Source organism: Variovorax pasteuri (assembly GCF_051216435.1).
Classification (GTDB): Bacteria; Pseudomonadota; Gammaproteobacteria; order Burkholderiales; family Burkholderiaceae_C; genus Variovorax.
In genome coordinates this window covers 98,751-120,621 of sequence record NZ_JBPJZS010000012.1, presented here as the reverse complement: position 1 = coordinate 120,621, position 21,871 = coordinate 98,751, and the positions used below count along the sequence as shown (strand labels likewise).

The following is a 21,871-nucleotide window of genomic DNA, read 5'->3' as shown; positions in this document are numbered from 1 at the left end:
CTGCGATTCGATTGAATAGGGTTTTCCCTAGGAATCGTCGTGCACACTTGCGCAACACAAAGCCAAGTTAATAAGGAATTGATATGAAGACCTCGAAGATCCTCGCCGCCGCTGCCCTGTCCCTGCTCGCCGCCGCTGGCGCACATGCAGAAACCTACGAAGGCGTGCAAGCCATCACCTCCGGCTACAGCCGTGCCGACGTGGCACCGCAAGCCGTTGCCGCCGCTCGTGCCGGCAACGTGTACGGCGACGGCGTGTCGTCGACCGTGGCTCCCGCCCTGACCGCTTCGGCCGACCGCGCCACCATCCGCACCGAAGCCGTGGCCGCTGCCCACGCACCTGGCCAGAACCTGCGTCGCGAATCGTTCGCCGACAGCGTGGTGCCTGCTCAGGCCAAGGCCCGCACCTTCACGCGCCAAGCCGGCCTGTAATCGGAAGGCGGCGCAAGCCGCTTCGATTCAAGCCACGCGCTCCAAACCGGACCCTGCGAAAGCAGCGTCCGGTTTTTTCATGGGGCCTTGCGTCGGGTCCCATGCCGGTGGCAGTCGGGCGCATGGTCGTCCACGACGCCCGTGGCCTGCAGCCACGCATAGACGATGACCGGCCCCACGAACTTGAAGCCGCGCTTCTTCAGCGCCGCCGACATCTCTTCCGACAAAGGCGTTTTCGTCGGCACGCTGCCGGTGCGGTTGACGATGGGTTTGCCACCCGCCATGCCCCACACGAACGCCGAAAAGTCTTCGCCCGCCGCCTGCATGGCGAGGTAGGCGCGCGCATTGCCGATGGTGGCCTCGATCTTCGCGCGCGAGCGCACGATGCCCGCGTCCTGCATCAGCCGGTCGACATCGGCCTCGGTGAACTTGACGATCTTCTCCGGCACGAAACCCCTGAACGCCTTGCGGAAGGCGTCACGCTTGCGCAGGATGGTGAGCCACGACAGCCCGGCCTGGAAGCCGTCGAGCATGAGCTTTTCCCACAGTGCGCGGCTGTCATGCTCGGGCACGCCCCATTCGGCGTCGTGGTAGGCCGCCAGCAGCGGGTCGGTCTGGGCCCAGGCGCAGCGGATCTTGTCGGTGCTGTTGCTCATTGTTCGGTTCGTTGCTCGGCTATCGTCGGGTGGTGTTCAGCATTGAGGGAGTCAGGTACATGCCGCATTTTCAATTTCCATTGTCGGCCCTGTCGATGGGTCTGGTTGCCGTGCTCGGCCTTGGTGCGCCCGTGCACGCCGACACGCTCAGAAAGCCCCAACTCGATCAGCTTGCCGCCGCATGGCAAGGCGGCAGGCGGCCCGCGAATTTCAACGCCTTTCTCGCTCAGGCCGCCAAGGCCCACCCCGCGCTGCAACCCGGCGTGGCCGCGTACCGAGCGAAAAAACCGCTCGCCGGTGACGACCTCGTCAACATCGCGCGCCTGCTCGGTTTGTACAACCGCCTCCAGAACCAGCAGGCCGTGATCGCGAGCATCGGCACCATGGTGGCCATTCCGACGGTGCGCAACGTGCAGGTCCCGCCGCACGAAAGCGCGCAGATCGCCGAGTTCGGCAAGCTGGTCGAAAAGATGGCGGGCGACTTCGGCCTGTCGTACCGCAACGTCGACAACCGCATCTTCGAAGTCAGCCTGAAGGGCAGGGGCAGCGAAGAATTCGGCATCCTCACGCACGCCGACGTGGTGCCCGCGGTGCTGTCCGAATGGGTGCTGGACGACGGCACCCGGCTCGACCCCTTCAAGATGACCCGTGTGGGCGACTTCCTGTACGGCCGAGGCACCATCGACGACAAGGGCTCCATCGCCGCCGTGCTCTTCGCCATGAAGGCCGTGAAAGACAGCGGCCTGCCGATCGAGCGCAGCGTGCGGCTGATGATCGAGACCACCGAGGAAACCGGCGGCGACGCCATGCAGTACTACCGCACCAGGACCCAGCTGCCGGCCTACAACATCGTGCTCGACAGCAAGTACCCGGCGGTGGTGGCCGAGAAGGGCTCGGGCGCGCTGAAGGTGCTGTTCCCGGCGGAGCAGGCAGACGGCGCGTCGACGGCCATCATGGCCATGACCGGCTCGGCATCGGCCAACGCCATTTCGCAGACGGCCACCGCCACGCTCAAGGGCGGCGACCTCGCCGCCGCGGCGGCGAAGCTCGAAGCCGCCAAGTCCACCTTCCTGCAGAAGTACGAAGGTCAGGGCGGCAAGTTCGCCATCGACATTGCGCGCGGCGCCGACGCCATCGAAATCAAGGTGACCGGCGTCTCGGCGCACGGCTCGCGCCCCGAAGAAGGTGTGAACCCGCTTCCCCGCCTCGCGTTGTTCCTGCAGGAGTCCGGCGTGCCACTGGCCGCCAATCACTACCTGAAGGCCGCGAAGTACATCGACGCGCTCTATGGCACCGGCTACCTCGGCGAGAAGATGGGGCTGGGCTACGCCGACGACTTCATGGGCCCGCTGACCTTCTCGCCCAATCTCGTTCGCACGGGCAGCGACGGCAAACTTGAAGTGACGGTCAACGTGCGCATGCCGCGCGGGCGCACGCCCGAGGAACTGAAGGCGCAGGTCAGTTCGAAGATCGACGCGTGGGCGAGCACGAACGGCGTGAAGCTCGAAGTGGCCTACGACCAGGGCAACTGGATGGCGCGCGACCCCCAGGGCGCGTGGCTGTCGACGCTGTTGAACATCTACGGCGACACCACCGGACTGGAAGCCAAACCCGTGCCCACGGCCGGCAGCACCACGGCCAAGTTGATGCCCAACGCCATCAACTTCGGGCCCGCGATGCCCGGCAAGAAGTACACCGCGCACAACGCCAAGGAATACAAGGAAGTGCCCGACCTCGACGCCGACATGCAGATGTTCACCGAGATGCTGGTGCGCATCGGCAACCTCAAGCAGATGGACTGAGCGGCCCGCAGGCAAATCCCTTCAGCGCCAGCAACTCGTCCAGGATGGGGCACGCGGGTTGGTGGTCGCCCAGGCACAGGTCCGCCAGGCGCTCCAGCAGCCGTTTCTTCGTCTGAAGCGCCTCGATCTGCAATTCGAGGTCCTCGGTCCGGGTCAGGGCAATGCGCTTCACGTCGCAGCTCGCGCGATGCGCATCGCGCCAAAGGGCAAGCAGGCGGGCGACTTCGTCCATCCCGAAGCCCAGGGCGTGCGCTCTTCGAACAAAGCGCAGCACGCAGATGTCCTCGTGCGTGTACCGGAGCCCGGCGGCACCGGCCCGCTCGTCCGTCGCAATCAGGCCGCGCGCCGCGCATTGGCGAACCAGCCTTTGCGAGACGCCCGCGCGCGCCATGACCTCATCGATGCCTATCCCCATGCGATGTGACGGGGTGCCTGGCACGGTTGCCGCTTCGGGCACGTCCGAACGGCGCTGTGGTGCATGGGTGCAAGGATTCATCCGACCTCCTGTGGAAGAGCTTCGGAGTGTTCGGCCTCGCACGGTGTCAAGGTCAAGCGGCTGGCCCGCTTTCCCTTGGCGGCCAGAGGGAAATGCGAGGGCAACGAGGAGGACCGGGACGAACCTCGGTCGGCCTACCGCAGGCCGCGTGCCTGCAGCGTGGCCTTCAGCCGCCGCACCTCGTGCTGCAGATCGAGGATCAGCGCGGCCGCGTCGAGCCCCACGCCGAAATCGCGCTCCAGCCGGCGCGCTTCCAGCGCATGCTGCAGGTCGGCGCTGGAGAACTGCCAGCGCTCGGGCGGCGTCTGGGCCTCGGCCGTCTCGATGTGCAGGATGCCGACCTCGACCAGCTGCACGACCCAGGCGGTGTCCGCGCCCACGGCATGCGCCAGTTCGGCGGCCGCCAGCGGCTGCGAGGCGCTGATGGCGGTGGCGGTTGTGAGGGTGAAATTCACCATGCTCAGGCTCCCAGATGCTGGCGTGGGTTGAACGATGCCGTGGCCTTGGCCAACTGCTCGTAGGCCTGGCGCGCGTCTTCACTGTCGGCGGGCGGCAGCGCAATGTCCAGAAGCAGGTACAGGTCGCCGGGCGTCTTGCCCGCGAGCCCGCGGCCCTTCAGGCGCAGCTTGAGGCCGCTGCGCGCGTTGCGCGGCACGGTCACCTCGACCACGCCGCCGGTGGGTGTGGGCACCTCCACCTGCGCGCCCAGCGCCGCCTCGGCGGGCGTGACTGGCAGCGTCATGTACAGGTCGCGTTCTTCCACGCGGTAGAGCTTGTGCGGCGTGATGCGCACCTCGAGGTACAGGTCGCCCGCGGCTTCGCCGCCGTGGCCGGGCATGCCTTGCCCCGCGAGGCGGATGAACTGGCCCGGGTGCATGCCCGGCGGGATCTTCACGCTGAGCGTGCGGTTCTCAAGTTTCGGATGGCCCTGCGCGTCGACGGTCTGCGCGCGCAACGTGATCTCGCGCTCGGCGCCGTTGAGCGCGTCTTCCAGCGAGATCTCGATGGCCGCATGGTGGTCTTCGCCGCGCGCGCGAAAGTTCTGCCGCGCGGCGCCGCGCCGCTCGGCATCGCCGAACATCGAGGAGAAGAACTCGCTGAAGTCCGCATGATCGGCCGGGCCCTGGCGCGGGCCGCGGTGAAATTCGTAGCCTTCGTCCCAGCCGGGCGGCGGCTGGAAACCGCCTTCGGGGCTGCCGCCGCGCGCCACGCGGTCGGCCAGGGCGTCGTAGGCGGCGCGTTTTTCCTTGTCGCCCAGCACGTCCTTCGCCTCGTTGATGTCGCGCATGCGCTTCTCGGCGTCGGGCTCCTTGCTGACGTCGGGGTGGTACTTGCGCGCAAGCTTGCGGTAGGCCTTGCGCACCTCGTCGTCGGACGCGGTGCGTTCGATGCCCAGAGCGCTGTAGTAGTCCTTGAAATCCATGGTGTGTGGCTGTTCGTTGGGTGGACGGCTTGGCGGGTTCCGGGCGTTTGTGGCGGTGGTTCTACGCCAGGGAGGCCTCGCCGTCTGCATGCCGCAGCAGCGGCGTAACCGCCCATGTGGGGCCGGTGCGCTGGAAACGCAATGGCTGCGCGTTGCCCAGCACCGTGAAATCGACCGGCACCCCCAGCAGCGCGGCCAGCACATACAGCGTGCCGCCGTGCGCCACCACCAGCACCGGCGCGGGTTGCTGCAGCGCTGCGTCGAGCGCGGCGCGCTTGCGGCTGACGAACTGCGCCAGTGTTTCGCCGCCCTCGGGCTCGCAGGCCCAGTCGATGTTCGCCGACGACGTGCCGATCAGCGCGCCGAAGTTGCGCTCGCGCAGCGTCTCGTGCGCGGTGGGCGTGAGGCGCAGCGCGGCGCCCACGGTGTGCGCGGTGTCGAAGGCGCGCCGCGCGTCGCTGCACACGATGGTGCGGATCGGCTCGCCCGCCAGCAGCTCGGCGGCGTGCGCGGCCTGCTGCAGGCCCAGTTCGCTCAGCGGCTCGTCGGGCGCCTGGAACACGCGCAGCGCGTTGCGCCCGGTCTGGCCGTGGCGCAGAAAGTAGAAGTGGTCGCAGGCCGGCGCGAGCGGCTGCGCCTGCGCAAGGCGCACCAGCTGGTCGAGCCCGCCTGCGGCGGTGTGGGAGGAAGGGTTCTGTGTGGACATGGATTCCGAATCAATAGGCCCGCTCAGTACCGGCTCAGTAGGCCAGCTGCAGCGGCTTGCCTTCGCGCTGCGCCTGCACGTCGGCCGGGTGGAACGGCAGCGGATGCCACTGCTTGGCCGCGAACAGGGGCAGCTGGTCGTAGGCGCGCGGCGAAGCCGGGTCGCTGCTCTGGCCGTAGGTGAGCAAACCTTGGGCCACCGGGCCGCTCGCGTCAAAGGTCACGACCTGGATGTAGCTGCTGCCGTAGTTGACGTTGTAGCCCTTCGGATCGATGAGCGACTGCCCCTGCGACTCCAGCTTGTTGAGCACGCCCTCGAACTCGTCGCCGCCGTGCAGCGCGATCTGCTGGCCGCGCACCAGGCGCGACTGCGGCACGCCCAGCGCCACGTCGGCCGCGAAGCCGGCGGTGCGCAGCGTGGTCACCGCGTCGCCGACTGCCTTGAAGACGGCCTCGCGCGTGGCGGGCGTGGCCATGTCCAGGCCGGCCGGCGTGGTCACGGGTTGTGCGGGGTCGAAGGGCTGGCGCCACACCTTCGGAATGTCCTTGGCCTTGCGCCAGAACTCGCGGAACAGCGCGGCGCCCTTCGAATCGGCATTGCTGGTGCGGTCCCACGCCGTCAGCACGCGGCAGCCCTGCGCCTGCTCGACGCTGAGCGACGTGCCCGCGCCGGCACAGGCGGCCCGCAGGTCGTCCATGACCAGCATGCCGGCCAGGTTCCTGTCGCGGAAGATCACGCTGCGCAGCTCGGTCGCGCCCATGCGGTTGCCCGCCAGGCCGTCGCTGCCTGCAAGGCGGCCTTCGATTTCCATGATGGCGCTGCGCGTGCGCAGCCGCTGCGGCACGCCGATGGGGCCGACCAGCGGAGAAACCCCCGCCATCGGCGCCACGCTCGGGTTGGCGAGCCAAAAGCTGTCGTTGCTGTTCTGCACGTAGTCGGGCGTCACCAGCACCGGCATGCGTGCGGGCGCGATGATGCCGGGCGCGGCGGCCGTGGTGTCGCGGTTCCAGGCGCAGGCGCTGCGCGAGCCGTCGAGCACCGGCAGGCCGGCCGCGTTGAGCAGCGCCGCGGCGGCGGGCGAGGGCGCACAGGCGCGCAGCATGTCGGCCGACACGTCGGGCACCACCGACAGGTCGGCGTACATGGCGTTGCCGTCGCGGTCGGCGGCGATGGTGTTGATCCACGGCATGCCCTGGTTGCCCATGGCGGCGCGCAGCTCGCCCACATTGCGGGCCAGGGCCATCTTCATCCAGCTTTCGGCCGATCGCACGTTGAGCGTGTTGGCGTCGCGGATGGCGTAGGCCTTCTGCGCGGTCCAGCCCAGGCCGGCGCGCGGCAGCGAGATCACCGGGCCCCAGTCGGTTGCGTAGAAGGTGTGCTGCGCGGGCGCGCCGCTGCCGCCGGTGGAGGCGTCGGGCAGCACCACGGTGCGCGCGACCATCTTCTTCGGCTGGCCGTCGACCCAGTACACGGTCGGGTCGGCGGGGTCGAGCTTGAGCTCGTACAGCGTGAAGCGCTTGCCGGTGGACACCGTGTGCGTCCAGGCCACGTCCTTGTTGAAGCCGATCGACACCACCGGGCTCAGGCCGCCGGTGGCGCCCATCACGTCGAGCTGACCGGGAATGGTCAGGTGCATCTGCCAGAAGCGGTTGGTGCCGTTCCACGGGAAGTGCGGGTTGCCCAGCAGCAGGCCCTTGCCGTCCGGCGTGGCGTTGCGCCCGAAGGCCCAGCCGTTGGAGCCCAGCTCGCCGCCCTCGGGGTTGGCGTTGAAGCTGTGGCGGCCGATTTCGGCCACGGCTTCCTTCAGGTCGACGGGCACGGCGCTGGTCCTGGCGCCCGGTGCTGGCGGCACGGCGGCCAGCACGGCGCCGGCCAGCGCACCCAGGCCACCCTGGATCATCGATTGCTCGGTGGCGCGCGACAGGTCCGCCATGGTCATCGGCCGCACCCAGGGCTTGCCGCGGCAGGCGGCGGGCAATCCATTGGGGCCGGCGTCCTGCAGGTAGCGGTTGTAGCCCGCCACGTAGCCGCGCAGCGCGGCCTTCACGTCGGGGCCGGTGGCGGCGCCGGCGCGTGCCAGCGCGGCGTCGTCCATGTGGTAGCGGATGAACAGGTCGATCTGCGCGTTCGGCATGCGGCCCAGCCCCAGCTCGCCGGTGTTCTGCGCGCCCAGGAACTGCGAACGGTCGCCGCGCAGCGTGAGCAGGTGCTCGGCGGTCTGGCAGACGTTGTCTTGTGCGTGCGCGTAGGCGCTGCCGTAGGCCAGGCCTTCGTAGTCGGGCGCCGTGATGTGCGCGATGCCGAAGGTGGTGCGCTCGATGGTCACGTTGCGCCCGCCGGGCGGCGGCGCACTGGCGCAGGCGGCCAGCAGGGTGGCTGTGCCGACGGCAAGAACCGTCAGGGAAAACCGGGGAAAGGAGCTTGTCTTCTTGGGTGTCATGGTGCGGGCGTGTTGTTCTTTGAAAAAAATCGGCAAGCCGATTAAAGGGCGTGCCCGCCGCCGCGTCTGTCACCGTTGCGGCACGCCGCGCGCTGTTCAGCCGAACTTCATGCCCTTCGGGCGGGCCTGCAGCCGGTCGATGTAGGCGTCGATCTTCGGCCGGTTCGAGCGCCCGCCGAACGCGCGGTGCCAGATGAACATGGAGCCGATCATCACGTCCGCCGCGGTGAACCGCGCGCCGAACAGGTACGGCCCTTCGCCGAGTTCGCGCTCCACCGCATCCTTGGCGTGCTCGAAATCGGTCCAGCCGCGCGCGCTGTTGTTGCTGCGGATCTTCATCAGGCTGTCGCCCATCGCGGGCTCCAGCTGCGAGGTCGAATAGACCATCAGCGACAGGTAGCGCCCGCGCTCGGGCGAACCCACCGGCGGTGCGAGCCGCGTGTGGGGAAACTTTTCGGCCACGTACATGCAGATGGCCGCGTTCTCGAAGACGCGCGTGCGCCCGTCGACCAGCGCGGGCAGCTTGCCGGCAGGGTTGATCTTCAGGAACTCGGGCGTCTTGTGCGCCTGGTCCTTGATGAGCGTGGTGACGATCTCGTAGTCGACGCCCGCCTCGTCGAGCATCCACTTGGCCACCTGCGAGCGGCTGTGCGGGTCGAAATACAGCTTCATGGGCCTTCTCCTTCGTCGTGAAAACTCAGAAAGAACTCAGAACTTGGGAATGCGCAAGGTCTTGCTGATCATGAGCGTGCCCGACAACGCGAACATCAGCGTGAGCGGATGCAACTGCCACGGCCCGACGACCCATGCGCCGCCCCACAGCGCGCTGCCGATATGCCCCTGCCAGGCCGCGTACGCCAGCACGCCGACCAGCACCACGCTGGTGGGAATGGGCGTGCCCTCGAAGTACTTCACCTTGTTCGCGCCTTCGGACAGCGACTCTGCCGTCACGTTGTAGCGCGCGAGCCGGCTCACGCCGCAGCACACGAAGTAGACCAGGATGGCGCAGTCCCAGCCGCCGTTCAGGCCGGCCGCGAAGCCCAGCGCGGCGGGCGCCACGCCGAAGGAGATGATGTCGGCCAGCGAATCGAGCTCGCGCCCGAGCGCCGACTGCGTCTGGCGCCAGCGCGCGATGCGTCCGTCGAACACGTCGAAGATGAAGGCCGCCGGTGCCAGTGCCGCCGCCCACAAGAACTGCGTGAGCGACTGGCTCGCCATGTAGGCCATCGCCAGGAACACCCCGCCCACCCCGCATGCGGCGTTGCCGAGCGTGAATACATCGGCCAGGTGGAACTCCCGGATCATCGAGAAATGCTTGCGGGTGGGTGAGGGCGTGGTCATGAAGAAGGAAGAGAGGCAGGTCTCGAAAGCGGCGGATGGACCGCACCTTAACCCAAGCGCGGGGCGCCTTTTGTAGTCGCGGTCCGACGAAAAGTCGGCGAGCCGGGGCGGCCGGGCGCGCCGCTGCAGGCCCGGTCAGACGCCCTGGTGCGATTCGACGATCCGCGCGAAGCGCCCGAGCAGCCCGGCCGCCGTGTCGGTGTCGGCCACGCGCTCGCGCAGCGCGGCCGGGTCGGCGCCTTCGCGGCGCAGGCCGTCGGCCAGCATGTCGATGTAGGCGCGCATGGTGTCGGCGTCGAACTCGGGATGGAACTGAAGTCCCCAGGCGTTGTCGCCAACGCGGAAGGCCTGCACCGGCTCGTGGTCATTGCCGGCGAGCCGCACCGCGCCCTCGGGCAGCCGCAGCGCGCTTTGCCAGTGCACCACGTTCGCCGCAAACTGTGCGGGCAGGCCGCGCATCAGTTCGTCGGTGGCGGCGGCGTCGTCGAGCGTGACGTTCACGGTGCCGACCTCCGCGCCCTGTGGGTGGTTGCCCGCCTCGCCGCCCAGCGCGTGCGCCAGCAGCTGGTGGCCGTAGCAGATGCCCAGCACCGGCGTGTGGCGCGCCACCAGTTGCGCCAGCCAGGCGGCGGTGGTCTCGCTCCAGGGTTCGCGGTGCGACACCATCGCATGCGAGCCTGTCACCACCACGCCCGACACCGCGCCTGCATCGGGCAGCGTGTCGCCCCGGCGCGGGTCGACCACCAGGATCGGCAGCGCCTGCGTGCCGAGCCCGTCGGCGATCCAGTGCTCGAAGTCGCCGCTCTGCGCGCGAAGGGCTTCGAAGGTGCTTCCGACCTTGACGATGACGAGCGGATGAGGGGGCGTGTTCTGCATGCCTGCGATCATGCCGCAGCCTGAAGGCTTCCCTGGAGCGCTCGGTTTCAGCGCCGGGTGCCGCCGTGCTGCAGCAGGTCCATGAACGCCCGCCCCACCGGCGACGGCGAGCGGCCCGCCCGCGTCACCAGTCCGATGGGCCGCGACATGGCGGGCCGTTGCAGCGGCACCGTCACCAGGTCGTCGTTGCGCGTGAGCTGCAACGCCAGCCGGGGCAGCGCCGTGATGCCCAGTCCCGCGGCCACCAGCGCACCGGCTGCGGCCACGCTCGGGTATTCCAGCGCCGGCACCACCTGCAGACCGCGCTGCAGAAAGGCCGCGTCGGTGATCGGGCGGATGCTGCTGTGAAAACCGCTGGCAATGAAAGGCCGTGTCGCAAACACCGACCATGCCACCGAGGCCCTGCCCGCCAGCGCATCGTCGTGCCGGCACAGCAGCACGAAGGGGTCGTCGATCAGGTGGCGGTACAGCATGGGCTCCTGCGGTGCGGGGCGCACGGTGATGCCGAAGTCCGCGCGGCCCTCGTCCACGGCTGCGCGGACCTGGTCGGCCGGTCCCTCGATCAGCGAGAACGTCACCTCCGGGTGGCTTAGGCGGAACCCGGCGATGGCATGGGGCAGCAACGCAACGCCCGTCGAGGGCAGCGCGGCGATGGTGAGGTGGCCGCTGCGGCCCTCCAGAAACTGCGACAGCTCGCTGAACGAGCTGTGGAAGTTCTCCAGGATGCGCAGCGCGATCGGCAGCAGCTCGCGGCCCGCGGGCGTGAGCTCCACATGCCGCGTGTCGCGGTCGAACAGCCGCGTGCCGGCCAGTTCCTCGACGATGCGGATCGTGCGGCTCAGCGCTGGCTGCGACACGTGCAGCGCGAGCGCGGCGGCGCGAAAGTTCAAGGTCTTCGCCAGCTCGGCGAAGGCCTCCAGTTGCTGCAGCGTGATGTCGATTCGCATGGACTCAGCCCGTCGGGATTGATCCGTTCAAGTTATCACAGATATAGAAATATTCGTCTTCCCAGATCAATGGCCGGCGACCAGACTTGCGGCCATCGAACAACGAGAAAGGCCCACCCCGGGGCTCGAGACATGCAAAAAATACTGGAAGGCATCCGGGTGCTGGAACTCGGGCAGGTGCTGGCCGGACCGTTCGCCGGCGCGATACTCGCGGACCTCGGGGCCGACGTCGTCAAGCTCGAGCGCACCGAGGGCGGCGACGACGCGCGCCACATGGGGCCGGCCTTTCGCCACGGCGACGCGCTCAACTTTCATGTGTTCAACCGTGGCAAGAAGTCTGTCGCCATCGACCTGAAGAGCGCCGAGGGCATGGCGGTGTTCGAGCGGCTCGCGGGCGAGTCGGACATCCTGATCCACAACCTGCGCCCAGGCGTCACGCGCTCGATGCGCATCGACGGGCCGACCCTGTGCGCACGCCATCCGCGCCTGATCTATTGCGAAATCTCCGCCTTCGGCCACACCGGGCCGCTCGCCATGCAGCCGGGCTACGAGCCTCTGATCCAGGCCTTCAGCGGCCTGTCGAGCATCAACGGCGGCCCGGACGATCCGCCCATGCGCACCGGCGCCTCGGTGTGCGACCAGGGCACGGGCATGTGGGCGGTGATCGGCGCGCTGGCGCTGCTGCAGCGCCGCCACGTCACGGGCAAGGGCGGCGTGGTCAGCGCATCGCTGCTCGAAACGGCGCTGGTCTGGACCGGCCAGAAAGCCGATGCCTATGCCAACGAAGGCCGCCTGCCGGAGCGTCACCGCTCGGGCCATCCGGGCTTCGTGCCCTACGAATCCTTCGACACCGCCGACGCGCCGCTGCTGGTCTGCTGCGGCAATGACCGGCTGTTCGCCAAGTTCGCCCACGAGCTCGGCCGCGACGACTGGACCGGCGACGAACGCTTTGCCACCAACCGGCTGCGGCTGCGCCACAAGGCCGCGCTGTTCGCACAGATCGTGCCGCTGCTGCGCGCGCAGACCCGTGCGCAGTGGACCGTGCGCTTCACCGCGGCCGGCGTGCCCTGCGCACCGGTGCACACCGTGCCCGAGGCCATCGCGCATCCGCAAGTGCAGGCGCTGGGCATGCTGCAGGCCGTGCCGGGCGAAGACTTCAGGCTGACCGCGCTGCCGTTGTCGATCGACGGCGTGCGCCCGTCGCACCGCGCGGTCGCGCCGCGGCTGGGCCAGCACAACGCGGAGTTCGGCGCACCCATTCAACAGCCAAGGCAAGGAGATGCGAATGTCTGACCTTCCACGACGCGTCCGTCTGCACGAGGAAGGCCCGCGCGAGGGTTTCCAGATGGAGGCCCGGCACATTGCCTCGGCCGACAAGGTGCGCCTGATCGAAGCGCTGGCCGGCACGGGGCTCGAAGAGGTGCAGTGCGTGTCCTTCGTCAACCCCGAACGCGTGCCCGGCATGGCCGATGCCGAGCTGGTCGCCCAGTCGATCCGCAAGCGCGAAGGCGTGCGCTACACCGGCATATGGCTCAACCTGCGCGGGATGCAGCGCGCCATGCGCACGCAGCTCGACATCGAAGGCACCATCACCACCAACGCGTCGGAGGCCTTTTCGATACGCAACAGCGGCAAGAGCCTGGCCGCGCTGCGCGACGCCCAGCGCGAAACGCTGGCCTACTGTGTCGACCACCGCATTCCGGTCACGCGCGGCATCGTCACCACGGCCTTCGGCTGCAACCTCGAAGGTGCCATTTCGCCCGCCACGGTGGTCGAGCGCGTGGCGCAGATGCTCGACGTGATGGCCGAGTTCGGGTTGCGCCTGCCCATTCTCCGGCTCGCCGACACCGTGGGCTGGGCCCAGCCCAACGCCATCGCCTCGGTGGTCGGTGCCGTGCGCGAGCGCTGGCCCGACCTGCGGCTGGGCCTGCACCTGCACGACACGCGCGGCACCGCGATGGCCAATGCGCTCATGGGCCTGCAGATGGGCATCGACACCTTCGACAGCGCCTGCGGCGGCCTGGGCGGCTGCCCGTTTGCGGGCCACACCGGCGCGGCCGGGAACATCTGTACCGAAGATCTCGCCTTCATGTGCGAGGAGATGGGCATCCAGACCGGCGTGGATCTCGACGCGCTCATCGATTGCGCACGACTGGCCGAAGAGATCGTCGGCCACCCGCTGCCGGGCAAGCTCATGCGGGCCGGCACGCTGGCCAGGTTCCGGCGCTGAGCCGGGCGAAGAAACCAGAGAAAAACATTCCACAGGAGACAACACCGTGCCGACTTTCTTCTTCCGACTGGTTGCTCCGGCGGCGCTTTGTGCGATGGCGCTGGCCGCCGCCCCCGTGCACGCCCAGGCGTATCCCGCCAAGCCCATCACCATCGTCGTGCCCTTCGGCGCGGGCAGCGGCACCGACCAGCAGGCGCGCAGCATGGCGCAGGCGCTGGGCGCCGAGTACAAGGTGCCCGTCATCGTGGACAACCGGGCAGGGGCCAGCGGCTTCATTGCCGCACAGTACGTGGCCAAGGCCGCGCCCGACGGCTACACGGTGCTCATGACCACCAACACCACGCACGCGGCCAACGAGCACCTGTTCAAGAAGCTGCCCTACGACCCGGTGAAAGACTTCACCCCGGTCACGCTGCTGTCCAAGGGCCACATGCTGCTGCTGGTGAACTCCGATTCGCCGATCAAGTCGGTGGCCGAGCTGATTGCCGCGGCGAAGAAGGCGCCCGGCAAGCTCAACTTCGGCAGCGGCAGCTCGTCGAGCCGCGTGGCCAGCGAACTGCTCAAGCAGATGGCGGGCATCGACGTGGTCAATGTGCCGTACAAAAGCAACCCGCTGGCCATCACCGATCTGCTGGGCGGGCAGGTCGACTTCATGTTCGCCGATGCACCCACCGCGCTGCCCCAGGTCAAGGGCGGCAAGCTGCGCGCGCTGGCCGTCAGCGGCACCAAGCGGCTGGAAGCGGTGCCGGCGCTGCCGACGGTGGAAGAGGCCGGCGTGAAGGGCTACGACATGTCGTACTGGACGGCGGTCTACCTGCCGCCGGGCGCGCCCGCCGCCGTCACGCAAAAGCTCAATGAAATGATGTTCAAGGTCTCCACTGCGCCCGCCGTGGTGGCCTACCAGGCGACCACCAGCGGCGAGGCCGTCACCAGCACGCCCGAAGGGCTGGCGAAGTTCCAGGCGGCCGAATCACGGAAGTGGGGGCTGGTGATTCGCGCGGCCGGCATCGAGCCCGAATGACGCTGCACCGAGTGGGGGCGTGCGTACAAGGCTCGCCGGGTGGGTGCGCTGCGGCTACAGTTGGCGCAACTCTCGTCACCCCCCACCCCCCACCCCATGCGACCGATGCGCTCCCTGGCTCTTTTCCTGTCGATCTTCGGCGCCGCGCTGGGTGCGCAGGCGGACGTGGTTCGGTGCACGGATGCCAGCGGGGCCACCTCGTACACCAACGTCGCCTGCCCGCCGGGGAGCAAGCAGGCGCGGCCCGTGCAGATACTCACGCCGCCGCCGGCCGATGAAACACGCCGCGACGCCACGCCGGCGCCGGTCGCTGCGCCGCCGCAGCAGCTGCCGCCGCCCAGCCAGGTGGCCGGCAACCCGTCCAACCCGCCTTCCGGCCCTGCCGTCATCCCGCGCTACCCCGCCGACACCCAGCCCGCGGCAGACCCGCCGCCCGTCTACATCCTGGGCCCCGACCCGTATTACGACGGCGTGCGCCCCGTCCGCCGGCCGCCGCCGCACCTGCGCGACCCCGGGCCGCCCCCCGGCAAGCGGCCCTGCCAGAATCTGGCGGGCATCCAGCGCAGCAACTGCTGAGCGGCACGCAGCATGAGCGAAACCGTGCCTGCGGGCACGCCGTGGACCGTGTACTGCGACGGCAGCGCCATGCCCAACCCGGGCCGCATGGGCGTCGGCGCCGTCATCACCGCGCCCGACGGCACGCGCCACACGCTCTCGCAAGCCACCCACACCATCGGCTGCAACAACGAGGCCGAGCTGCTGGCGCTGACCCTGGCGCTGCAAGACCTGCGTGAGCGCGGCGCGACCGCCGTGCGGGCGTACAGCGACAACAGCACGCTGGTCGAACAGCTCGTCGGGCCCCAAGCCAAACCCATCGCCCGCCTGGCCGGCCTGTTCGACGACGCGCGCGCCTTGCTGGGCGGGTTCGACGACGCGCGCGTGCACTGGATTCCGCGCCACCGCAACGCAGAGGCCGATGCGCTCGCCCGTGGCGCGCTGGGCTTCGGGCCCAAGCCGCCGCCGCGGCGCCTGAAGAAGAAGCGTCGATAGAAGGGCAGATACACAGGCCCTCGCGCGGCAGGGCGCCCGGGAGCCCCTATCATCACGCGCCATGACAGAAGCCACTTCCCGCCCACCCCTTCCCGACCACCTCTCCAGCGACCCGCGCAGCCCGCACCACCTGGCGGCCGCCTTCGAGAACGACATCGGCATTCGTTTCAACGGCAAGGAACGCCTCGACGTCGAGGAATACTGCATCAGCGAAGGCTGGGTCAAGGTGCCGGCCGGCAAGACCGTCGACCGCAAGGGCAAGCCCCTGCTGCTCAAGCTCAAGGGCACCGTGGAAGCGTTCTACAAGTAAGCCAGCAAGCCGTTTTTCAATCGATCAGCGCCACTGCAGCAACAGCGACCAAGGCTGGCGGCTCATGTGGCGATCGATGCAGCCGGCCACGCCAGGCGTCGGCGCGCATCCCTCGGGCAGGTAGCTCGGGTCCAGCACCAGGGTGCCCGGCGCAAAGTCGAGCCGGCGCCGCGTGACCGACTGCAGCACGTTGCCGCCCACCGTGTCGAAGCCCGAGGCATCGACGCTCACCACGACATCGCAATGCATCGGCAGCGCCTCGCCGCCGATGTCGCGCGTGGCCAGCACCTCGCCGATCTTGTCGAAGGTGTCCAGCCCGGCGCCCGCGCCGCGTGCCTGGCACACCAGGTCGCCCACGCGCGGCGGCGTGCGCGTGAGGTCGCACGCGCGCAGGGCAGAGCGCGTGGGCCGGCCTGCCGCCTCTTCGACGCCCGCCTGCCACGCCGCCCCGGCGTAGTCGACATGCGCCTCCGAGAAAACGAACTCTTCTTCGGCCAACCCGGCCTGGCGTGCGAGCCAGCTGATGAACGCGGCGGACCAGGGCGTGTCGATGACGGAGGCGCGGGCCAGCGCGACCTGCACGGCACGCAGCTCGGTGGACTCCAGCCCCTCGTCCGGGCCCACGCCCATGCCCTGCAGCCGCCCGGACGTCGCCTCGTTCAACGCCTGCATCAGCAGGTGCCGGTTGGCGGGGCGCAGCGCGCCGTAGCGCACCTGCGTGGGCAGCCGCGGGTCGACGGCCTGCCAGTAGCCGAGCACCCGCTGCCAGGGCGCCAGGCCCGGGACGGTGCGGCGCGTGTCCTCGGCCTCGGAGTCGCCGGCTTCGGTCATGCGGCCTTCGGCATCCATGGTCTGGGCGCCGAAGGCCTGGTGCTCCTGCACGGCGAAGGTGGCCATGGCGAGGGCGCGAGAGGGAGAGGGGAGTTGGGTGGCGGTTTCGGTGCAGGTTTGAGTCGCGGATGCGAGGCCTGAGAAGGCCAGCCCGAGGGTGCAGACCAGCAGGGGCAGAAGGCCGAGAAGGCCGCGCGACGCGCGAGGGAGCTTGTTCGAAGGCGGCATGTGGCGGGAGCATAGCTGTGCGGGGGAGCGCCAATACGCGGCGCACGCTGGCGGAATTCAGCCGACCACTGCCGCACGTGGTCGAGGCAGCCGTTGTCAAAGTGATCGAGCTCTGCCGGTGCCGTGAACCAGCACGTCCATGTGGCGTCGATCAAACAATCCAGCCATCTGCCGGTCGGGGCTGATGTCGCGTCCCGTGCTTCTGCGTCGGCGCTTTCCGGCTTTGTAAGTAATAAATCCGTATTCGAACGTCAACTGCATCAATTCTTTTGACTGCACAGTTTTCGTGTGTTGCGTCGATCAGTTGAATGAGTAACCGAAAGCGTATGTGCGCGCAATGCTTTTAATTTCGATCAGTTTCATCGCTGTGGGGAACAAGTCCGGCCAAACTTCATCAGGGCGGGCCGTCGAAGCGTTGTCAACGCGCTCCACAGGCAATCGAAGACCTCGAACAAAGGCCATATGACACACACCAAGAGATACGCGAATGCCGTGGCCTTCGCTTTGACTGTGGCACTGAGCGCATGCGGCGGTGGGGGCGGAGGAGGTGGTGGTGGTGGAGGTGCCGGAATCGGCGTCGTCCTTCCGGTCGGCGGTTCCGGCAGCACCAGCGAAGCCGCCCCGTCGTGCGACTCTCCGTCGATCACGTCGCAGCTGCCGGCCGCCAGCGCACTGATTGCGCGGGCCAAGTGTCTGGAGCTGAACACCCCCTATGTGCCGCCGCCGGGCGATGTTCTCGAGCACAACACGTCGGGTTACGCCAAGAGCATGTGTTCGGCCGTGTTCATCACCGGCATCGATCCCGCGGTCGCTGCCGAAAGCCTCGGGTACTTCGTCGGGCCCTATGCGCAGCGAAAGTTGGTGGGCACGCCGGTCGTCGACCGCAGCAAGAAGGAAGTGCGTATCTCGATTCCCAGTGGACCGACGCTGGTGGCGCGTTACTTCGGTTCCCAGGGCTGCATCACGCTGCCGGCGGGCAAGGACGATGTCTTCTTCAAGCCCGTCGAAGTCAAGAGCGCGTTGGGCGCCGCCGACACCCTGCCTTGGCCCATGGGGGACGTCTTGCCGTCCGACCCGCTGCCCGCCGAGGTCGACGTTGCCAAGGTCACGCAGGCGCTCGACGCCGCCTTTGGAAACCCGGAGGCTTACACCTCCGCGGTCGTGGTGACGCACAAGGGGCGCATCGTCGGTGAACGGTACCAAGCCGGCGTGGGGGTGACGACGCCGCTCGAATCATGGTCGATGGGCAAGAGCGTGACCGCCACGATGCTTGGCGTGCTCATGCAGCAGGGTGTCTATCAGCTCGATCAGCCTGCCCCGATTCCCGAGTGGCAGGGCGAAGGAGACGGCCGAAAGCAGATCCGCATCTCCGACATCCTGCACATGTCGAGCGGCCTGCGGATCAAGGCGCCGGACGACCCGGACTTCGACCCGAACGGAACCTACCCGGACCACATTTATTTCTACACCGGCAGGATCAACGCGTTCAACTACGCCGCGACACGGCCGCAGCAATGGCCGGCGAACACGGTCGGGCGCTACCGCAACACGGACCCGGTGCTCGCCAACTACCTGGTGCGACTTGCGGTGGAGAAGCGCGGTGAGGAATACCTTTCGTTCCCGCAGCGAAGCGTCTTCGACAAGATAGGCATTCGGTCGATGGTGATCGAGACGGATCCCTACGGCAACTTTCTGACGCAGGGCTATGACTTCATGTCCGCGCGAGATTGGTCGCGGCTGGGCAACCTGTATCTGCAGGACGGCGTGTGGAACGGCGAGCGAATCCTTCCCGAAGGATTCGTCAAATTCGTGAGTACCGTCGCTCCTGCATGGGCCGCGGACAAGCGCCCCATCTACGGTGGCTTTTTCTGGATCAATGGCACCGGCGCGCTGGCCGTGCCCACCTCCGCCTACTACATGCTGGGTGCCGCGGGTCAGTACGTGGTCGTAGTGCCATCGCATGACCTTGTCGTTGTGCGGATCGGCTACTCCAAGGGCGAGCGGTTCGCCACCTCTACGCTGAACCAGGCGTTGGGGCTGCTGACGAGTGCGGTGCCGCGCACGCATTAGCGTGTCGGTCGCATCGCCGCCTGGTCAGGCAACCACGCAGTGCTTCATGACGCTCGCGCGGTGACCACCGCGGCGTCGTGGAGCGCCCGGTAAGCCTCCACCAGGCCGTCGAGCGAGAACGCGCGATTGAGCCCGCTCGGATTCGGAAGAATCCAGGTTTCGGCGCCGGCACAGCGCGCGGCCTGGCGACCCCACGCGATGTGCTTCTGGCCCGTCATGCCTGCATAGGCCGCCTTGCCCAGGAAGGCAAGCCGACGCGGGCTGCACGCAACGATCTTCCGCTTGAAGTGCTCGGCCGCAGCGAGAAACTCATGTGCCGCTACCTCGCTCGCGCGTGCGGTGCCCCGATCGACGGCCGTCGTCAGGCCATAGCCCAGTGCCATCAACAGTGGCCCTTGCTCGGGCGTCATCAGCGTCGCGGTGAACCCGGCCAGATGCAGCACGCGCCAGAACCGATTGCCTCTGCCGTCGAAATGGCGACCGGACGCGGCCGCGCGTCGGCCCGGATTGATGCCGCAGAAGACGATCTCCAGCCCTGGCCGCAACAGCTCGGGCAGCCCCTCCGGCGCGATGCCGGGCAGTTCGGTGTCCGGCTGGTGCCGCATGAATTGTTCGGCCGCGGCGCGCTTCGGAACCGGGGGTGCTTCACTCATGCAGCCAGTCTAGGTTGGCGCCTGGAGGCGCATGCCGCCGAATGCCGCGCTTCCCGGCCAGACTGCGACGGTTTCAGGCCACGCACGGGCGCACCGCCCGCCGTGCGCTCCGAGGAAGACATGCCGTCCTAGAATGCGTCGGCTCGGTTGCAGGGAGCTTCAGGTGCGGACCCGCGCAAGAACGAAAAGCTGAAATCATGAAGCTGGTGATCGTCGTTTTCGAAGGGGTGCAGGCGCTGGACGTTGCCGGCCCCATGGATGTCTTCGCCGAGGCCAACAACTTTCTTCCCCCGCACCAGCACTACCAGATCACGCTGGTAGGCCTGCGCGCAGGCAGCGTGCGGTGCGCCAACGGCATGGCGCTCCATGTCGAGACCGACTACCTTCACTACGACGACCAGCCCGACCTGCTGCTTGTGGCTGGTGGCCCGAAGCTGTACGAGGTACAGACCTACGCGCCCAGCTTCCTGCAGTGGCTGGGCGACAAGGCCGCGGGTTCGCGGCGCTTCGGCTCCGTGTGCAACGGCGCGTTTCCGCTGGGGCATGCCGGCTTGCTGAACGGCAAGGAGGTGACTGCCCATTGGCACGACGTGGACCGCCTCGTCGCGCAGTTTCCGCGGGCCCTGGTTCGGCCCGACAAGATCTTCGTGCGAGACGGCAAGCTGTTCACCTCTGCCGGTGTCGCTGCCGGCGTCGACCTGTGCCTTGCCCTGGTCACGGAGGACTGGGGCCACGAGATGGCGCTGCGCATTGCCAAGCGGCTGATCGTGTACATCCGCCGCGACGGCGGGCAGTCGCAATACAGCCCCTACCTGGCGGTCGGCCCGAAGGAAGAGACCATCGTGGCGAAGGTATTGCGCCATGTCACGGACCATCTCAGCGAGCCGTTGTCCATCGAGCAGCTGGCCGATGCCGTGGGGGTCAGCCGGCGAACGTTCTCGCGCGTCTTCGCGAAGGACGCCCACATGACGCCCTCGGCGTTCGTGGACCAGGTGCGCGTCGAGTTCTGCCGCAAGCTGCTGGAAGAGACCGACCTGCCCTTGAAGACGGTGGCGTTTCGATGCGGCTTTCACAGCGCCAATCACATGCGGGTGATCTTCGCGAAGCGGCTCGACACCACGCCCCGGGCCTACCGGGAGCGCTTTCGGGGTGTGGAGGCCGCAGTGTCGCGCGCCCGCCGTTCTGCTGTCCTGAAAACGGACGTGAATGGCTCAAAACCGGCCGCATCCGAAGACCGCGCCTGACCCGCCGTCCCTAGACTTTCGGGGTTGCCGCAGCGAACGCGAATTCGCAGGCGGCGCGACCGCGTCAATCCAGGAGCACGTATCAACACCACGCACACGCTGAGCCCGGCGGGCCACCCGCGGCAGGCATCCATTCAGTACCTTCCCGTCAATCTGTTCGCCTCGGTCATGGGCATTTCGGGCCTGGCTTCGGCGTGGCGGCAGGCCGGCCACCAGTTCGGCACCAGTCCTCTGATCGAGGGTGCGATCGGAAGCGTTGCCGTTGCAATCTTCGTGCTGCTGTGCGTGGCCTATGCCTGCAAGGCCGTTCGCCATCCGCAGGTGGTGCGCAACGAGTTCCTGCACCCCATCGCCGGCAACTTCTTCGGCACGGTGACCATTGCCACGCTGCTGATCTCGTCGGTGGTGGCGCCGGTCAGCGCGCGCGCGTCGCAGGTGCTCTGGAGCATCGGCGCGGTGGCGACGATTGCACTCTCGTTCACCATCGTCAGCCGGCTGTTGCGCGGAAAGGTCGATGCGGGCCACGCCGTGCCGGCGTGGCTGATTCCCGGCGTGGCCACGTTGGACATCACGGTGGCCGGCAGCGCCATGCCGATGGCCTGGGCGAACGAGGTCAACCTGTTCTCGATGGCGGTGGGCACGATGGTCGCGCTGGTCTTCTTCACCATGATCGTGTCCAGGCTCATCCATCACCACGAGAAGCTGGCAACCGAGATGGTGCCGTCCCTGATGATCCTGATTGCACCGTTCGAAGTCGGCTTCCTGGCGTACACCAGCTTCTTCGAGCGGGTCGACACCTTCGCGGCCATGCTTTTCTATTTCGGGCTCTTCGTTTTCTTCTCGCTGGTCTTCAAGGTCTTCAGGCGCGGCATTCCCTTTGCAGCCGGATGGTGGGCATTGAGCTTCCCGATCGCCGCGCTCTGCAATGCGGCGCTCCGGTATGCAGAGCACGCACGGTATGCACCGGTGACGGCACTGGCGGTGGCGCTGCTGGTGTTTCTCAGCGGCCTGATTGCGGTCCTGACGGTTCGCACCGTCCAGATGATCGGCAGCGGCAAGTTGCTCGGCCCGAGATGAGGTAGCGCGTGCCATCGCCCGGCACGGTCTGGTGCTCTC

The 21,871-nt window shown here is 68.1% G+C and carries 24 protein-coding genes; 12 read left to right on the top strand and 12 right to left on the bottom strand.

Features of this window, described 5'->3' with window-relative positions:
* The first annotated feature begins 83 nt into the window (after positions 1–83).
* Positions 84–431: an alpha/beta hydrolase gene (locus ACSFBM_RS30460; RefSeq protein ID WP_435439299.1), complete on the top strand. Its 348-nt coding sequence runs from the start codon at positions 84–86 to the stop codon at positions 429–431.
* A 77-nt stretch (positions 432–508) separates the two neighbouring features.
* On the opposite strand, the gene ACSFBM_RS30455 is transcribed toward ACSFBM_RS30460, so the two are convergent.
* The gene (locus ACSFBM_RS30455) at positions 509–1,087 is read right to left on the bottom strand and encodes a DNA-3-methyladenine glycosylase I (protein WP_435487717.1); all 579 of its coding nucleotides are present in this window, start codon (positions 1,085–1,087) and stop codon (positions 509–511) included.
* Between the two features lie 59 nt (positions 1,088–1,146).
* On the opposite strand from ACSFBM_RS30455, the gene ACSFBM_RS30450 reads away from it, so the two are divergent.
* Positions 1,147–2,889, top strand: coding sequence for a dipeptidase (locus ACSFBM_RS30450; protein ID WP_435487716.1), 1,743 nt, complete (start codon positions 1,147–1,149; stop codon positions 2,887–2,889).
* Here the strand turns inward: ACSFBM_RS30450 and ACSFBM_RS30445 are convergent.
* The 9 genes from ACSFBM_RS30445 to ACSFBM_RS30405 all read right to left on the bottom strand — a co-directional run bounded on the left by ACSFBM_RS30445 (position 2,873) and on the right by ACSFBM_RS30405 (position 11,118).
* Positions 2,873–3,385 carry a MerR family DNA-binding protein gene (locus ACSFBM_RS30445; RefSeq protein WP_435487715.1) on the bottom strand — a complete coding sequence of 171 codons (513 nt, stop codon included), beginning with the start codon at positions 3,383–3,385 and terminating at the stop codon, positions 2,873–2,875. The genes ACSFBM_RS30450 and ACSFBM_RS30445 overlap by 17 nt on opposite strands.
* A 134-nt stretch (positions 3,386–3,519) precedes the next feature.
* A complete protein-coding gene (locus ACSFBM_RS30440) occupies positions 3,520–3,843 on the bottom strand; it encodes a chaperone modulator CbpM (RefSeq protein ID WP_435487714.1) in 324 nt (107 codons plus the stop codon).
* A 2-nt stretch (positions 3,844–3,845) separates the two neighbouring features.
* Positions 3,846–4,808 carry a DnaJ C-terminal domain-containing protein gene (locus tag ACSFBM_RS30435; protein ID WP_435487713.1) on the bottom strand — a complete coding sequence of 321 codons (963 nt, stop codon included), beginning with the start codon at positions 4,806–4,808 and terminating at the stop codon, positions 3,846–3,848.
* Between the two features lie 61 nt (positions 4,809–4,869).
* Positions 4,870–5,514 (bottom strand): histidine phosphatase family protein, encoded by a 645-nt coding sequence (locus ACSFBM_RS30430; protein WP_435487712.1) that lies wholly within the window; start codon positions 5,512–5,514, stop codon positions 4,870–4,872.
* A 34-nt stretch (positions 5,515–5,548) separates the two neighbouring features.
* The gene (locus ACSFBM_RS30425) at positions 5,549–7,954 is read right to left on the bottom strand and encodes a penicillin acylase family protein (RefSeq protein WP_435487711.1); all 2,406 of its coding nucleotides are present in this window, start codon (positions 7,952–7,954) and stop codon (positions 5,549–5,551) included.
* Between the two features lie 96 nt (positions 7,955–8,050).
* Positions 8,051–8,626 carry a glutathione S-transferase family protein gene (locus ACSFBM_RS30420; RefSeq protein ID WP_435487710.1) on the bottom strand — a complete coding sequence of 192 codons (576 nt, stop codon included), beginning with the start codon at positions 8,624–8,626 and terminating at the stop codon, positions 8,051–8,053.
* 36 nt (positions 8,627–8,662) lie between these two features.
* The gene (locus tag ACSFBM_RS30415; RefSeq protein WP_435439292.1) at positions 8,663–9,295 is read right to left on the bottom strand and encodes a CDP-alcohol phosphatidyltransferase family protein; all 633 of its coding nucleotides are present in this window, start codon (positions 9,293–9,295) and stop codon (positions 8,663–8,665) included.
* Between the two features lie 135 nt (positions 9,296–9,430).
* Positions 9,431–10,171: a glutamine amidotransferase gene (locus ACSFBM_RS30410; RefSeq protein ID WP_435487709.1), complete on the bottom strand. Its 741-nt coding sequence runs from the start codon at positions 10,169–10,171 to the stop codon at positions 9,431–9,433.
* A gap of 47 nt (positions 10,172–10,218) precedes the next feature.
* On the bottom strand, positions 10,219–11,118 hold the full coding sequence (locus tag ACSFBM_RS30405) for a LysR family transcriptional regulator (RefSeq protein ID WP_435487708.1): 900 nt from the start codon (positions 11,116–11,118) through the stop codon (positions 10,219–10,221).
* Between the two features lie 132 nt (positions 11,119–11,250).
* Between ACSFBM_RS30405 and ACSFBM_RS30400 the strand changes: the two genes are divergently transcribed.
* From ACSFBM_RS30400 to ACSFBM_RS30375, 6 genes are all read left to right on the top strand, one after another.
* Positions 11,251–12,411, top strand: a complete 1,161-nt coding sequence (locus ACSFBM_RS30400) for a CaiB/BaiF CoA transferase family protein (protein ID WP_435487707.1) — start codon at positions 11,251–11,253, stop codon at positions 12,409–12,411.
* Positions 12,404–13,348, top strand: coding sequence for a hydroxymethylglutaryl-CoA lyase (locus ACSFBM_RS30395; RefSeq protein ID WP_435487706.1), 945 nt, complete (start codon positions 12,404–12,406; stop codon positions 13,346–13,348). Before ACSFBM_RS30400 ends, ACSFBM_RS30395 begins: the two co-directional genes overlap by 8 nt.
* A 94-nt stretch (positions 13,349–13,442) precedes the next feature.
* Positions 13,443–14,369, top strand: a complete 927-nt coding sequence (locus ACSFBM_RS30390; protein ID WP_435487760.1) for a Bug family tripartite tricarboxylate transporter substrate binding protein — start codon at positions 13,443–13,445, stop codon at positions 14,367–14,369.
* 105 nt (positions 14,370–14,474) lie between these two features.
* A complete protein-coding gene (locus ACSFBM_RS30385) occupies positions 14,475–14,945 on the top strand; it encodes a DUF4124 domain-containing protein (RefSeq protein ID WP_435487705.1) in 471 nt (156 codons plus the stop codon).
* A 12-nt stretch (positions 14,946–14,957) separates the two neighbouring features.
* Positions 14,958–15,419 (top strand): ribonuclease HI family protein, encoded by a 462-nt coding sequence (locus ACSFBM_RS30380; RefSeq protein ID WP_435439289.1) that lies wholly within the window; start codon positions 14,958–14,960, stop codon positions 15,417–15,419.
* 61 nt (positions 15,420–15,480) lie between these two features.
* On the top strand, positions 15,481–15,729 hold the full coding sequence (locus tag ACSFBM_RS30375; RefSeq protein ID WP_435439288.1) for a DUF3297 family protein: 249 nt from the start codon (positions 15,481–15,483) through the stop codon (positions 15,727–15,729).
* A gap of 24 nt (positions 15,730–15,753) precedes the next feature.
* Here ACSFBM_RS30375 and ACSFBM_RS30370 read toward each other — a convergent pair whose 3' ends face one another.
* Entirely contained in the window at positions 15,754–16,626 is an 873-nt protein-coding gene (locus ACSFBM_RS30370) for a DUF2272 domain-containing protein (RefSeq protein ID WP_435487704.1), read from the bottom strand.
* 285 nt (positions 16,627–16,911) lie between these two features.
* Between ACSFBM_RS30370 and ACSFBM_RS30365 the strand changes: the two genes are divergently transcribed.
* Together ACSFBM_RS30365 and ACSFBM_RS30360 are read left to right on the top strand one after the other, a co-directional pair.
* Positions 16,912–17,061, top strand: coding sequence for a hypothetical protein (locus tag ACSFBM_RS30365; protein ID WP_435487703.1), 150 nt, complete (start codon positions 16,912–16,914; stop codon positions 17,059–17,061).
* A gap of 189 nt (positions 17,062–17,250) precedes the next feature.
* The gene (locus tag ACSFBM_RS30360; RefSeq protein ID WP_435487702.1) at positions 17,251–18,858 is read left to right on the top strand and encodes a serine hydrolase domain-containing protein; all 1,608 of its coding nucleotides are present in this window, start codon (positions 17,251–17,253) and stop codon (positions 18,856–18,858) included.
* A 44-nt stretch (positions 18,859–18,902) separates the two neighbouring features.
* On the opposite strand, the gene mug is transcribed toward ACSFBM_RS30360, so the two are convergent.
* Positions 18,903–19,511 (bottom strand): G/U mismatch-specific DNA glycosylase, encoded by a 609-nt coding sequence (gene mug, locus ACSFBM_RS30355; RefSeq protein WP_435487701.1) that lies wholly within the window; start codon positions 19,509–19,511, stop codon positions 18,903–18,905.
* A 197-nt stretch (positions 19,512–19,708) separates the two neighbouring features.
* On the opposite strand from mug, the gene ACSFBM_RS30350 reads away from it, so the two are divergent.
* The gene (locus tag ACSFBM_RS30350; protein WP_435487700.1) at positions 19,709–20,755 is read left to right on the top strand and encodes a GlxA family transcriptional regulator; all 1,047 of its coding nucleotides are present in this window, start codon (positions 19,709–19,711) and stop codon (positions 20,753–20,755) included.
* A gap of 81 nt (positions 20,756–20,836) precedes the next feature.
* On the top strand, positions 20,837–21,832 hold the full coding sequence (locus tag ACSFBM_RS30345; RefSeq protein ID WP_435487759.1) for an SLAC1 anion channel family protein: 996 nt from the start codon (positions 20,837–20,839) through the stop codon (positions 21,830–21,832).
* The last annotated feature ends 39 nt before the right edge of the window (positions 21,833–21,871 follow it).